This window comes from Pseudomonas umsongensis (assembly GCF_002236105.1).
GTDB classification, from domain to species: domain Bacteria; phylum Pseudomonadota; class Gammaproteobacteria; order Pseudomonadales; family Pseudomonadaceae; genus Aquipseudomonas; species Aquipseudomonas umsongensis.
This window is the reverse complement of sequence record NZ_NIWU01000004.1, coordinates 188,396-201,210: the sequence shown is the minus strand read 5'-3', so window position 1 is coordinate 201,210 and position 12,815 is coordinate 188,396. Positions and strand designations below refer to the sequence as shown.

At 59.5% G+C, this 12,815-nt stretch carries 11 protein-coding genes; 7 read left to right on the top strand and 4 right to left on the bottom strand.

Features of this window, described 5'->3' with window-relative positions; all coding sequences use genetic code 11:
- The first annotated feature begins 8 nt into the window (after positions 1-8).
- From PSUM_RS20705 to PSUM_RS20690, 4 genes are all read left to right on the top strand, one after another.
- A complete protein-coding gene (locus tag PSUM_RS20705) occupies positions 9-1,409 on the top strand; it encodes a PIG-L deacetylase family protein (RefSeq protein ID WP_033039393.1) in 1,401 nt (466 codons plus the stop codon).
- 85 nt (positions 1,410-1,494) lie between these two features.
- Complete coding sequence (locus PSUM_RS20700) at positions 1,495-2,451, top strand: glycosyltransferase family protein (protein ID WP_020796227.1); 957 nt, start codon at positions 1,495-1,497, stop codon at positions 2,449-2,451.
- Positions 2,452-2,506: 55 nt separating this feature from the next.
- The gene (locus tag PSUM_RS20695; RefSeq protein WP_020796228.1) at positions 2,507-3,268 is read left to right on the top strand and encodes a hypothetical protein; all 762 of its coding nucleotides are present in this window, start codon (positions 2,507-2,509) and stop codon (positions 3,266-3,268) included.
- A 48-nt stretch (positions 3,269-3,316) separates the two neighbouring features.
- Positions 3,317-4,411: a glycosyltransferase gene (locus tag PSUM_RS20690; protein WP_020796229.1), complete on the top strand. Its 1,095-nt coding sequence runs from the start codon at positions 3,317-3,319 to the stop codon at positions 4,409-4,411.
- Here the strand turns inward: PSUM_RS20690 and PSUM_RS20685 are convergent.
- A complete protein-coding gene (locus PSUM_RS20685; protein WP_033039387.1) occupies positions 4,406-5,011 on the bottom strand; it encodes a BUD32 family EKC/KEOPS complex subunit in 606 nt (201 codons plus the stop codon). The genes PSUM_RS20690 and PSUM_RS20685 overlap by 6 nt on opposite strands.
- A gap of 110 nt (positions 5,012-5,121) precedes the next feature.
- On the opposite strand from PSUM_RS20685, the gene PSUM_RS20680 reads away from it, so the two are divergent.
- The 3 genes from PSUM_RS20680 to hldE all read left to right on the top strand — a co-directional run bounded on the left by PSUM_RS20680 (position 5,122) and on the right by hldE (position 9,615).
- Positions 5,122-6,294 (top strand): O-antigen ligase family protein, encoded by a 1,173-nt coding sequence (locus PSUM_RS20680; protein WP_020796231.1) that lies wholly within the window; start codon positions 5,122-5,124, stop codon positions 6,292-6,294.
- A 15-nt stretch (positions 6,295-6,309) separates the two neighbouring features.
- Positions 6,310-8,115, top strand: coding sequence for a lipid A export permease/ATP-binding protein MsbA (msbA, locus tag PSUM_RS20675; protein ID WP_020796232.1), 1,806 nt, complete (start codon positions 6,310-6,312; stop codon positions 8,113-8,115).
- Positions 8,116-8,190: 75 nt separating this feature from the next.
- Positions 8,191-9,615, top strand: a complete 1,425-nt coding sequence (gene hldE / locus PSUM_RS20670) for a bifunctional D-glycero-beta-D-manno-heptose-7-phosphate kinase/D-glycero-beta-D-manno-heptose 1-phosphate adenylyltransferase HldE (RefSeq protein ID WP_033039386.1) — start codon at positions 8,191-8,193, stop codon at positions 9,613-9,615.
- 108 nt (positions 9,616-9,723) lie between these two features.
- On the opposite strand, the gene PSUM_RS20665 is transcribed toward hldE, so the two are convergent.
- From PSUM_RS20665 to PSUM_RS20655, 3 genes are read right to left on the bottom strand one after another with little or no spacing between them, the layout of a single operon-like run.
- Positions 9,724-10,692, bottom strand: a complete 969-nt coding sequence (locus tag PSUM_RS20665) for a hypothetical protein (protein ID WP_020801209.1) — start codon at positions 10,690-10,692, stop codon at positions 9,724-9,726.
- 33 nt (positions 10,693-10,725) lie between these two features.
- On the bottom strand, positions 10,726-11,538 hold the full coding sequence (locus tag PSUM_RS20660) for an aldo/keto reductase (RefSeq protein WP_020801208.1): 813 nt from the start codon (positions 11,536-11,538) through the stop codon (positions 10,726-10,728).
- Positions 11,535-12,710 carry an NAD(P)/FAD-dependent oxidoreductase gene (locus PSUM_RS20655; protein WP_083350045.1) on the bottom strand — a complete coding sequence of 392 codons (1,176 nt, stop codon included), beginning with the start codon at positions 12,708-12,710 and terminating at the stop codon, positions 11,535-11,537. The genes PSUM_RS20660 and PSUM_RS20655 overlap by 4 nt, the downstream gene beginning before the upstream one ends.
- Positions 12,711-12,815: the final 105 nt, after the last annotated feature.

The following is a 12,815-nucleotide window of genomic DNA, read 5'->3' as shown; positions in this document are numbered from 1 at the left end:
GTCAAGCCATGACCCGCAAACAGCAATTGCTCAAGCGCCATCGGCGCAATAAACGCATCGGTCTGCTGGTGGCGCTGGTGCTGTTGATCCTGTCCGGCATCCTGGTGGTGTGGTGGTTGCCACTGGTGCTTGCGCTGGTGGGCTGGGTGGCCCACGAAGCCTGGTTTGCCGATCACCTGTTCTATAGCGCCAAAGACGACTATCAGTACACCTTTACGCCCTACACCCCGCAGCCCAAGGTTCACCTGAACGGGGAGCACCTGCGCCTGGATGAGGGCGTCATGCTGGTCGACGACGCGACGCTGGTGCTGGCCCTCAAGGTAAAAAGCACGTGGCTGGGACGTTTCTTCGATCCAGTGGTCGAGTTGACGGGGGGCGACAGCCCTGACCGGCAGACCTTCGAACGGGGAGTGGACGGCCTGCGTTACCTCAACCTCAGCGGCCAGGCCCAGGTGCTGTCGCGCGGTGAGTTGCGCCTGCGTGGGAGATTCTGCCGGCTACAGGGTGAGCCTGTGTTGTGGGCTTTTGAACATCCGGACTTTCGCCGTCAACGGGTGATGGTCATCGCCCCGCATGCCGATGATGCCGAGCTCGCGGCTTACGGTTTGTACAGTCAGGCAGATGAAGCCTGGATCGTGACGCTCACCGCCGGTGAAATCGAAGCCGAACATTATCAACGCATGGGCATGAACAAGGTCGAGGCGGCGCGCCTGAAAGGCCGTTTGCGTGCCTGGGACAGTATTGCCGTGCCGCGCTGGGCGGGAGTGCCGTCAGACCATTGCGTGCAGTTGGGCTATTTCTGCTTGCAACTGGAAGCCATGCAGGCATCGCCCGCCAAGCCGATAGGCTCGCGGGAAGCGGATTTGCACGACACCCGGGTATTTCGCCAATTGAACCCGTTTGGCCTGCCGGGCGATGTCGATGGCGCGCCAACCTGGAACAACCTGCTGGCAGATCTGCAAGCCCTGCTGCTGCGTGCCCGGCCTGAGGTAATCGTATTGCCGCACCCGACCCTTGATCCCCATCCCGATCATTTTTGTGCGCAGGCAGCAGTGCTCGAAGCGCTAAAGGGGCTTGATTGGCAACCGACGCTGTTGGGCTATGCCAATCACCTTCATGACAACGATCGCTGGCCGATGGGTGACACCGGCACCGCTATTGCCCTTCCTCCCGTGTTCGATCTTGGTCAGCAGATGCATCCCTACTGCCTGCAGCTTTCCCTGGCTCAGCAGCGTGACAAGGCAATGGCATTGGCGATGATGCACGACCTGCAACCGCCGCCGCCATTCAAGCGTCGCTTGCGGCGTGGGTTGCAGCGGTTTCTGGCGGGCCGGGCCGGTTCGCGTTACGGCGAAAATGAATTTTTTCGCAAGGCTGTGCGACGCCAGGAACTGTTTTGGCGTTTATAAGGTGTCATGGGCCTGAAGGTCGGCCGTCTGAGGGCAGGTCCGGTTTCAGGTGTTGCTCCATTTGCCTGTTGTGGCAAGGAAGACGATGAAAGTTCTATTTCTGGTGCAGAAAGATCAGCGGGCCATCCTGGACCGTCTGTACGACGGGGTGGCGGCTCATTGCGAGTGCGACTTGCGGTGGTTGAGCAGCAAGGAACAGCGCAACCTGCGCAGTTATTTCCGGCGTGAAGTCGACGTGTCCCGGTACGACCGGATCGTGTTTTTCCTGCGGTTCAAGCAGGAGATCCGCCAGGTCGGATTTATCCGTACGATTCCCAACCTGGTCATCCTCGAGCACGATGCCTACCAGAACTACATTCCTTGCAAGTACACCGGTAAGTTCAGTGCGCACTACCGTCGATTGCCGTGGGCGCGAGTCATCAGTTCCGGTTTCGTTGTCACCGAGCGCCTGCGTTCGGAGGGCTTCGATGCAGTGTTCGTTCCCAAGGGCTACGACCAGACGCAGCTTGAAGATCAAGGGCGCGAGCGGGATATCGAGCTGGCGTTCGTTGGCAGTACCAACAGCGTTGCCTATAGCGGCCGCAAGGCGCTGCTCGATGAGCTGGCGAGTGTCGAACCCCTGGTTGTCACTCGTACCAAGTCCGGCGAGGAGTACCGCGATACGCTTAACCGCATTCGATTTTTCGTCAGTGCGGACGTCGGCATGGGCGAATTCATGATCAAGAACTTCGAAGCCATGGCCTGTGGCTGTGTCTTGCTAGCCTATGATCAGGGTGCCGCGGAATGCCAAGCGCTGGGCTTGCAGGATATGCACAACGTGGTGTTGTATCGGGACATTGCACAGCTTCAGGAAAAGCTGGCCATTCTGCGCAGCGACCCGCAACTGGCGCAGCGTATCGCGCGCAACGGTCAGGAGCTGGCGGTCAGTCAGTTCAGCTTTGCACGCATCGGCCAGCGTATCGTTGAGGAGCTTGAGCCTGCACTGCGTGCCCGTGCGCCGCTGAGTCTGTTGGAAAGAATTCGACTCAATTTGGGTGTTTGACAAGTGTAGGCCGGCCATTGATATTGCTGACCACTTTTATCCTATTGAGAAAACCGTGCATTTTTCCCACGAGAGTGACATCACGCTAGTGGTCACAAGCTGTGGTCGCCTGGATCTGCTGAAGACTACACTCGAGAGCTTCGATCGATTCAATACGGCCCCTATCCGTGAAGTGTTCATCACTGAGGATGCGGGTGACGAAGGCGTTCACGCGGTCATTCCAGCTAACTGGAAGGAACACTGCACGGTGTTCGTCAATCGACCCAAGCTGGGTCAACTGGCGTCAATCGACCTGGCGTACGAACACGTCAGCACGAACTACATCTTCCATTGCGAGGATGACTGGGAATTCTATCGCCCAGGGTTTGTGGAAGACTCCATGACCATTCTCCAATTGCGCCCGGAAATCCTGCAAGTGTGGCTGCGTAGCTATACTCATGATCTGCGGGTTCACAGTCCCTACATTCATCTGGGGCCGCGTGAGGTCGTAGGTGGAGTGGCTTGCCATCCATTGATTTCCGACAAGCCGCAGTGGCAGGGGTTCTCGCTGAACCCGGGCCTGCGGAGGGTAAAGGAATATCGATTGTGCGCGCCATTCTCCGGGCACGGTGGAGAGAAAGCGCTGTCACAACGATACGCACAGCTGAATCTGACTGCCCTGACGCTTGAAGCGGACGCAGTCATGCACACCGGGTTTGGCCTGCACGTGCAAACGCCTATCGAGCGACAGCGCAAGGCGCGTCGTAGTCGGCGCGAACAGGTCAAATTCGTTTTGTTTTTGTTGTTGGGAGTCTGCATTGGCTGGACCATCAAGTAGCGACACCGCAGCTTATCCCCTTTACCTTTTGTATTGGCTGCTTGCCCTATGAGTATTCTCAATGTGATGTGGGCCGGTGGTGCTCCATTTGCCTCGATCCACAAGGTGCATCAGCAGATACTGTCTCATGCCTTACCCTCGGCCCCGGTGAAAACCTGGTTGCTTCAGGGAGGTGCGCGCGAATGTGGAGTGAACGTTGGTGAGATCCGTGAATGGGGGCTGACTTCTGCCCAATTGAAAGGGCGGCATTTCTGGCGATTGACCAAACCCTGGATGCGCGCCCGGTTTCACCGCGCCCTCAAGGACAGCGACGCGCGTTTGCTATTGCTTGACGGGTTGGGAGTGGCGCGCACGCTGTTGCCGATACTCAAGGGGTTGCCGCATATCCGTGTAGTGGTCATTTTTCATGGGGCGACGCGGCTGCATGCAGGTGATCGAGCGCTCTTCCAACAGCTCCCATCCTCCCAGCTGGCATTGGCTGCCGTGTCGAACACCCTCGCAACTTCCCTGAATCGTGACTTGCAGGTACCGGTCGTGACATTGCGCAGTGCCTTTGAGCCTGCCGCTTTCCATAGCGCTTTACTTCCTCGGGAAGAGGCGTTGAGCCGCTTGGGCCTGTCTGCGACCGGAGGGCCAATATTGGGAGCGGTGGGGCGCCTGGTTTCGGAGAAGGGCTTCATTTGCCTGCTCGATGCCTTTGCGGGGGCATTGCACAAGCGCGCCGACCTGAGATTGGTCATTGTCGGGGAGGGCAGCGCTCGGGCCACGCTGCAAGCGCGAATCGATGAGCTGGGACTGCGTGAGCAAGTCTTGCTGCCGGGCCATCTGGATGACGCGGCGCGTCTTTATCGTGCCTTCGACTGGGTGGCGATCCCTTCGCGGGAAGAAGGCCTGGGGTTGATCATGCAGGAGGCGGTCATGGCGGGCGTTCCGGTACTGTGCAGTGAGTTACCGGTGTTTCGCGAACAGTTGGCCGATAGCGGCTGGTATGCCCCGGTTGATGACGTGAGTGCGTGGCGCGAAGCGATCTTGCGAGCGTTCAGTGTCTCTGCCGAAGCGGTCGCTGCTGAACAATTCCAAGCGTTAGCGCCGGATCAAGCCTGGCTGAGCTTCAGCCAGACCGCCCGTGCGCTACTCTCATGATGGCAACACTGCCTGCTCCAATGCCTGCATCGGAAAGGTGTCGTTCAGGTTCTCGCGCGCAATATAGCGTGCGAAATGCTGCAGGTTGCGCTTGATCAAGTGGCGAGGCAATGGGGCTCGCAGGAACCGCATGTCAGCCACGTCAATCAGGCCCATACGATTGTCGGGCGTGATCACGATGTTGCCCAGATGCAGTGAGCGGAAGTAAATCCCCGATTGATGGAGGCTGCGTATCAGTGCGGCCAATTCTGGCAAGGCTTGCGGCCAGTTGAATCCGTCCTTGCTGGCGACCTGGCGCAGGGTCTGGCCTGGCAATGGCTGGTACAGCACGGCTGTCATGCCCGGCGCCTGCAGTCGGTAATACTGCAGGACCTGCAAGGTCGGCACACCGAGCTTTTGCAGTTCGAGCGCGTTGTCGATAAAGCGTTTCGAGTATGGACGAAACAAGGCAGATGAAAAAATACGCTTGCGGCGAAACAGTTTGAGGATATTCCCATCTTGCAACAGGTAGACTTTTGGCCCGTAACTGTCGGCCTCGAGTACTTTGGCACCGTCAATCAATTGATCTAGGGCTGCTTGAGGGAGCCGGGAACATTGCATCGTAGAAAGCCTTGTTGGAAGAACGGGGCACAGTGGCGGGCAATGATGCCGAAAAAATTCAGCTTTAACCATGTCGGGTTGGGTAGGCGAACGCTTACAGGAGCAATTTGATGCAAGAAACTCGTTGGGCGCAAGCATGGATGGCAGTAGGTCTTTTGTGGTTTTTGTTGGCCATCGCCATTGCGCCTACCAACAAGCTCTATCAACAAGGCTTGGTGGCGTTTCTCTGGTTGCCTGCAATCATCTTCTGCTGGCCCGCGCGGGCCCGGCTTCGGGAATTATTCCATGACCAGCGCTGGATCTACCTGCCGTTGCTCGGGCTGGTGATCTGGTCACTGCTCAGCCTTTCCTGGTCGAATACCCCTGACCTGGAACGCGCAGCCAAGCGTGTGCTGTACGTCGTGGTATTCCTGTTGTTTTTCCCGGTATTCGCCAGTGCCCGCCCCGAGCGCGTGATCCGCATCATGCAGTGGGGAGGCATAGGATTGGCTGTCACTGCATTGGTGGCGATCGTCAAATTTTATGGGATGCAAGGCAACGCCTGGAGTTCACGTGTGGAAGGGTTGGGCGAATTGGCCCATCCGATTCTGGGCGGCTACGTCATCGGGTTGGCTGCGGTGTGGCTGGTGCTCTGGGCGCCACGTACTGGCGCGATGCAGGTGGTTTGTGCCGTTGCGTTGGGTTTCCTGGGGTTATTCGTTCTGCTCAGCCAGAGCCGCGGCGCTGCCTTGGCAATGTTTCTCACGATACTTGCCATGCCGATCTGGTGCGGTGACCGGCGCAGTCGCATCATTGCGGCGGTCGCACTGATCGTCGCCATGCTTGCGTTCTGGCTTTTCGAATCCCTGGTACTGGCGCGCGGCGCTTCCTATCGCCCGCAGATCCTGTTGGCCAGTCTGCAAATGATCGCCGAGCACCCATGGCGGGGCCTGGGCCTTGGCAGTCACTACACGGTGTTTGCCGATGGGCAGTATTTTGACCACGCGCACAACCTGTTCACCCATGTGGCCATCGAATTGGGCCTGCCGGGATTATTGTTGTGGGCTGCGACCTGGATCGCTGTACTGCGCGAAGCGTGGAAGGTTCGGGAAACACTCTATGCCAAGGGAATCATCGGCATATGGCTGTTCTCTACCCTGGCGATGCAGTTTGACGCCGCCAGCCTGAATGGTACGCCAAGGGCTGAATGGTTTATCAGCTGGTTGCCCATTGGCCTGGCCAGTGTTTTGGTATGGGCGCGGGTCAATCCTGACGCTTGTGATAAAATTTCGCGTTCTTCCTAACCAGTGAGCTCTACGATGAGTGACGCACCGCCCAAAGCGGGACAGGACTCCAGCCTGAAAATCTATTTTCGGCTGTTGGGTTATGTAAAACCTTATCTCGGTCTTTTCTTGCTGAGTATCGTGGGCTTCGTGATCTTTGCCTCCACACAGCCGATGCTGGCGGGGATTCTCAAGTATTTCGTCGATGGCCTGAGCAATCCTGAAGCGGTGCTCTTTCCCGACGTCCCCTACCTGAAGGACTTGCAGCTGCTGATGGCCGTGCCATTGCTGATCATCCTGATCGCGGCGTGGCAAGGCCTGGGCTCCTTCCTCGGTAACTATTACCTGGCGAAGGTGTCATTGGGGCTGGTGCATGACCTGCGCGTCGAGTTGTTCAATAAATTGCTGGTCCTGCCGAATCGCTACTTCGATACCCACAATTCCGGGCATCTGATCTCGCGAATCACGTTCAACGTGACCATGGTGACCGGTGCCGCCACCGATGCCATCAAGGTAGTTATCCGCGAAGGCCTTACCGTGGTCTTCCTGTTTGCCTACCTGCTGTGGATGAACTGGAAACTGACCCTCGTGATGCTGGCGATCCTGCCGCTGATTGCATTCATGGTGGGTAATACCAGCAAGAAATTCCGCAAGCAGAGCAAGAAGATCCAGGTGGCGATGGGCGACGTGACCCATGTGGCTTCCGAGACCATCCAGGGTTATCGCGTAGTGCGCAGTTTCGGTGGCGAGAGCTACGAAGAGCGGCGTTTTGCCGAAGCCAGCCAGGGCAACACCGACAAGCAACTGCGTATGACCAAGACCGGTGCGGTCTATACGCCGATGTTGCAGCTGGTGATCTACACCGCCATGGCCGCTCTGATGTTCCTGGTGCTGCTCCTGCGTGGTGATGCAACCGCCGGTGACCTGGTGGCCTACATCACTGCGGCGGGTCTGCTGCCCAAGCCGATCCGGCAGCTGTCGGAAGTCAGCTCGACCATTCAGAAAGGTGTCGCTGGTGCCGAAAGCATTTTCGAGCAACTGGACGTTGAGCCGGAAGTCGACAACGGAACCGTTGAACGTGATCGCGTCAACGGCTATCTGGAGGTACGCAACCTGAGCTTCACCTATCCAGGCACAGAGCGTGAGGTGCTGAAGAACATCAGCTTTACCGCCGCGCCGGGACAGATGATCGCCCTGGTGGGTCGCTCTGGCAGCGGCAAATCGACTCTCGCCAGCCTGATACCGCGCTTCTACCATCATGAAGTTGGTGAGATCCTGCTCGACGATGTTGAAATCGAAGACTATCGCTTGCGCAATCTGCGTCGGCACGTAGCGCAGGTCACACAGCATGTGACCCTGTTCAATGACACCATCGCTAACAATATCGCCTACGGCGATTTGGCTGGTGCACCTCGCGAAGACATTGAAAAGGCTGCCGCGGACGCCTATGCAATGGACTTCATCGCGCAGATGCCGCAAGGCCTGGATACCCAGGTCGGGGAAAACGGCGTACTGCTGTCCGGCGGTCAGCGCCAGCGCCTGGCGATTGCCCGGGCCTTGTTGAAAAATGCTCCGTTGCTGATTCTCGATGAAGCAACCTCGGCACTTGATACCGAGTCCGAGCGCCACATTCAGGCAGCGCTGGATCAAGTCATGAAGGGTCGTACCACGCTGGTCATCGCTCACCGGTTGTCGACTATCGAAAAGGCCGACCTGATCCTGGTGATGGACCACGGCGAAATCGTCGAGCGTGGGACCCACTCTCAATTGCTGGCGCAAAATGGCTACTATTCGCGGCTGCATGCGATGGGGCTCGATACGCCGGCCGAAGACATCGCCTGATACCGACATCAGGGTGAGCCTGACTCACCCTGTGTTAATATCGCGCCCCTGTTCATTTTGTATGTGGGTTGCTCCATGAAGTTGTCCATGCCGCGATTCGATCAAGCCCCTGTCTTGGTGGTCGGCGATGTCATGCTCGACCGTTACTGGCATGGTGGTACCTCACGGATTTCCCCTGAGGCGCCAGTACCGGTGGTCAAGGTCGATCACATCGAGGACCGCCCGGGCGGTGCCGCCAACGTTGCGTTGAACATTGCCGCCCTCGGCGCGCCGGCTTCGCTGGTCGGAGTGACCGGCGACGATGAAGCCGCCGACAGCCTGGTCAATAGTCTCAAGGGTGCCGGTGTGCGCGCGTTGTTCCAGCGCATTGCCCACCAGCCGACCATCGTCAAGCTGCGGGTCATGAGTCGTCACCAGCAACTGCTGCGCATCGACTTCGAAGAACCCTTCGCCACCGACGCTTTGGCGTTGTCCGTGCAGGTCGATGAACTGCTCGAAGGCATCAAGGTGCTGGTACTGTCCGACTACGGCAAGGGCGCGCTGAAAAACCATCAGGCGTTGATCCAGGCCGCCCGTGCCCGAGGCATTCCGGTGCTGGCGGATCCCAAGGGCAAGGACTTTTCCATTTATCGCGGTGCGAGCCTGATCACGCCGAACCTCAGCGAGTTCGAAACCATCGTCGGAGGTTGCGTCGATGAGCATGATTTGGTGAACAAAGGCGCGAAGCTGATGCACGACCTGGACCTGGGCGCCTTGCTGGTGACCCGTGGCGAACACGGCATGACCTTGCTGCGCCCGGATCATCCAGCATTGCACCTGCCGGCACGTGCCCGTGAAGTGTTCGACGTGACCGGTGCTGGCGATACGGTAATTTCCACTTTGGCAGCGGCGATTGCTGCTGGCGAGGAACTGCCACACGCAGTGGGCCTGGCCAACCTGGCGGCAGGCATCGTGGTCGGCAAGCTCGGTACGGCGGCCATCAGCGCGCCGGAATTGCGGCGTGCCATCCAGCGCGATCAGGGTTCCGAGCGCGGTGTGCTGGGCCTGGAGCAGCTATTACTGGCAGTCGATGATGCGCGTGCGCATAACGAGAAGATCGTTTTCACCAACGGTTGCTTCGACATCCTGCATGCCGGGCACGTGACGTACCTGGAGCAAGCACGGGCGCAGGGCGATCGCCTGATCGTTGCGGTCAACGACGATGCGTCGGTCAGCCGCCTGAAAGGGCCTGGCCGTCCGATCAACAGTGTCGACCGACGCATGGCGGTGCTGGCAGGCCTGGGTGCCGTCGATTGGGTGATCAGCTTCGCTGAGGGCACGCCGGAGAACTTGCTGCGCGAGGTGAAGCCGGATGTGCTGGTCAAGGGTGGGGACTACGGGATTGACCAAGTGGTCGGTGCGGACATCGTGACCGCTTACGGCGGGACGGTGAAAGTGCTGGGGTTGGTGGAAAACAGTTCCACGACTGCAATTGTCGAGAAGATCCGCAAGTCCGAATGACACAGCCCTTCTCCTGATCATTCCCACGCTCTGCGTGGGAATGCCACTATGGACGCTCTGCGTCGGCTGTTGGGGCGCTCTGCGTCCCGGGCTTGCACGTGGGAACGATCAGGGGCGCGCAGCCTTACGCGGTACTATCTTCTTCAGCAGTTGCTTGGCCTTGCCACGCAACCGCGCCAATCCCGAATCCTTCGTTGGCGGCGTCAAGCCCTGCTGCCGTACCCAGTCTTTCCAGCGAATCCGCTCATCTTTCACCAGCCAACCTTCCTGCCTGGCAAAGCTTTCGGCCAGGTACAGTCCACGGGTGCTTGCTGGGTGCAGTTGATCCTTTTTCAAGGTGTAGAGCTCGGCCAAGGGATGGCCATCCTTCAACGGCATCAGGTACAGATCCGGGCGCTTGCGATCCAGGCGGGCCACCAGTTGATCGCCTTCCAGTCGTTCGTCGACGTGAAACAGGCTCAGGGATTTGGCTTCCTTGGGGACCTCCAGGCGTAAATCGTAAATCAATTGCAGCGATGCGGTCGGCAAGTGCACATAGGCCCGAGGCCGTTCGATCAGTGGCAGGTTGGCGCAGCGCACCGGACGCGCCGAGCCGGACAGCGGCGACAGGCGAAACGGCAGGGCTTCGCGGTAGTGCAGTGCGCTCGAGTAGGGGGCGGGTAACCAGGTGTCGTTGAAGCGCCCGCCGAGCCAGCCTTCCGGGGTTTCCAGCAGGCATTCTTCGGCGATTTCCTGAATGGCGGTGTGCAGCGGCAAATTCAGCTCATGGGCGGGCACGTAGCCGGAAATCAGCTTGAGCACCACGTCGCCGCGATCCTGCCGCCGTTGACGCACCAGCACCCAGTAATCGCGATTCTGCCAATGCAGTGTCAGGCGTACAGAGACCCCAAGGTTGGCCAATTCAAGGGAAAACCGTTCCTTATCGGCGACGCTCACCGGGCGTCGACGCTGCAGGATCTGGGCGAAATTCAACGGTCTCCCGACGCTCTGATAACTCAGGCCTTCGGGAGTCGCTTCGACGAATAACGGCAGGGTCTTGAAGTTGCTCGGGTTCTTTCTAATGAGCGTACGCGGCATGTCGGCTCCTGCTTTAGGCCGCGTGAGGCGGCATCAGTTGCTACGTAGGACCTGGGCAACGGTCGCCACGTTATGGGCGAGGTGCAGCGGATTGATCGTTCCAACGATAGCGCTGGCCACACCGGGATGTTCGAACAACAATTGGAAACTGGCGCGCACCGGGTCCACCCCTGGACTCAGGCACACATGACCGCTGGCGAGGGCTTTTTTGACCAGAATGGCTTTGCCATGAGCAGCAGCATAGTCAATGACCGCTTTTTCGCTTTGCTCGTTCAGATTGTAGGTGACCATTGCGCAATCACCTTGCTCCAGCGCCTTCAAGCCGCCTTCGACTGTCTTGCCGGAAAAGCCAAAGCCACGGATCTTGCCTTCGGCCTTGAGCGCGGCGAGCGTGGCATAAACTTCGCTTTCAGCGAGGATCGCCAGGTCGTTGCCGTCGGAGTGCACCAGCACCAGGTCGATGAAGTCAGTCTCAAGGCGTTGCAGGCTGCGTTCGACAGAAAAACGGGTGTGCGCGGCGCTGAAGTCGTGACGGGACAGGCCGTCGGTAAACTCTTCGCCGACCTTGCTGACGATCACCCAATCCTGACGCTGACCACGCAACAACGGGCCAAGGCGCTCTTCGCTGCGGCCATAGGCCGGCGCGGTGTCGATCAGGTTGATTCCCAGGTCGCGCGTGAGCTTGAGCAACATCCGCGCTTCATTGTCGTCGGGGATCTGGAAGCCATTGGGGTACTTCACGCCTTGGTCGCGGCCGAGTTTTACCGTGCCCAGGCCCAGGGGCGATACCAGCAGGCCGGTGCTGCCCAGGGGACGATGCAAGTCGTGCAGAGTCGGTTGGCTCATGGCAGCAATTGCTCCCAGGCCGGGATGGCCATCGGCGGTCTTGGCAGTGGCGGCAAAGCGGTGATAGGACCCGGTTGAATGCCATCGCGGTCAAGGCTGGCGATGACGCGGTCGGCGAAGTCCGGCGCCAGGGCCAGCTTGGTTGGCCAGCCCACCAGAAGGCGACCTTCCTCGGCCACGAAGGCGTTGTCGGGACGTGTCAGCCCCGATTGCAGTGGTTCCGCACGGTCTACACGCAACGTTGCCCATCGCGCCGTGCTGAGGTCGATCCATGGCAATAACTGGCCAAGTTCTTTCTGTGCGGTGGCGATTTGTTCGGCCGGCTCACGATTCACGCCTTCGGTTTCGGCGATATCGCCGCCCAGGTACCAGACCCACTGGCCATCGGCCGCCGGGTGCGTGGTCACGGTAATGCGTGGTTTGGTTCCACCGCCCAGGCAATGGGCGTAAAGCGGTTTGAGGCTTGGGCCTTTGGCGATGATCATGTGCAGCGGGCGACGTTGCATGGCGGGCTGGGTCAGCCCCAACGCTTCGAGCAACGCCGCCGTTCCGCCTCCGGCGCTCAAGACGATGCGTTGGGCGCGGATTTCGCGCTCGTCCACCTTCAGGCCAACCAGCACGCCACCCTCCAGCAGCGGCTCGATCTTCTGGCCGGCGAGCAGGCCATCGCCCGCGAGGTCGGCCAGGCGCTGGATCAGGCTTGGTACGTCGATCACCAGTTCCGCCAGGCGATAGACCTTGCCCTTGAAGCGTTTGTCCTGGAGGGCCGGCGGCAGTTGATCGCCCTTGACCTGATCGACGCGACCGCGCACGGCTTTGCTGGCGAAGAAGCTGGTGAGGTTGCCGGCGATCGTACCCGGGGACCAGAGGTAGTGCGCCTCGGACAGCAGGCGCACACCCGAAAGATCCAGTTCGCCATTCCCGGCCAGGGCTTCACGCCAGCGACGCGGCATGTCGGCGATGGCTTCCGAGGCACCGGTCAGGGCGCCATGCAGAGCGTACTTGGCGCCACCATGGATGATGCCCTGGGACTTCACACTTTGCCCGCCGCCGAGGCTGGCGCTTTCCACCAGTACGGTCGAGAAGCCCTGGCGACGCAGGCGCGCATTCAGCCAGAGGCCGGCAACACCAGCGCCGACAATGAGAACGTCGGTGGAAATAACGGATGGCATGCAGCGACCTCAGTGTTCAAGACGAGGGCGCAGTATACGGGATACAGCAGACCCTGTAGGAGCCGGCTTGCTGGCGATCCTTGCAACACGGTGTCCTGATTCACC

Excerpts from the sequence above, each read along its gene's own strand:
- hldE (WP_033039386.1), top strand. The coding sequence starts at position 8,191 with ATGAAGTTGTCCATGCCGCGATTCGATCAAGCCCCTGTCTTGGTGGTC.
- PSUM_RS20685 (WP_033039387.1), bottom strand. The coding sequence starts at position 5,011 with ATGCAATGTTCCCGGCTCCCTCAAGCAGCCCTAGATCAATTGATTGAC.
- msbA (WP_020796232.1), top strand. The coding sequence starts at position 6,310 with ATGAGTGACGCACCGCCCAAAGCGGGACAGGACTCCAGCCTGAAAATC.
- PSUM_RS20665 (WP_020801209.1), bottom strand. The coding sequence starts at position 10,692 with ATGCCGCGTACGCTCATTAGAAAGAACCCGAGCAACTTCAAGACCCTG.
- PSUM_RS20705 (WP_033039393.1), top strand. The coding sequence starts at position 9 with ATGACCCGCAAACAGCAATTGCTCAAGCGCCATCGGCGCAATAAACGC.
- PSUM_RS20660 (WP_020801208.1), bottom strand. The coding sequence starts at position 11,538 with ATGAGCCAACCGACTCTGCACGACTTGCATCGTCCCCTGGGCAGCACC.
- PSUM_RS20690 (WP_020796229.1), top strand. The coding sequence starts at position 3,317 with ATGAGTATTCTCAATGTGATGTGGGCCGGTGGTGCTCCATTTGCCTCG.
- PSUM_RS20700 (WP_020796227.1), top strand. The coding sequence starts at position 1,495 with ATGAAAGTTCTATTTCTGGTGCAGAAAGATCAGCGGGCCATCCTGGAC.
- PSUM_RS20680 (WP_020796231.1), top strand. The coding sequence starts at position 5,122 with ATGCAAGAAACTCGTTGGGCGCAAGCATGGATGGCAGTAGGTCTTTTG.
- PSUM_RS20655 (WP_083350045.1), bottom strand. The coding sequence starts at position 12,710 with ATGCCATCCGTTATTTCCACCGACGTTCTCATTGTCGGCGCTGGTGTT.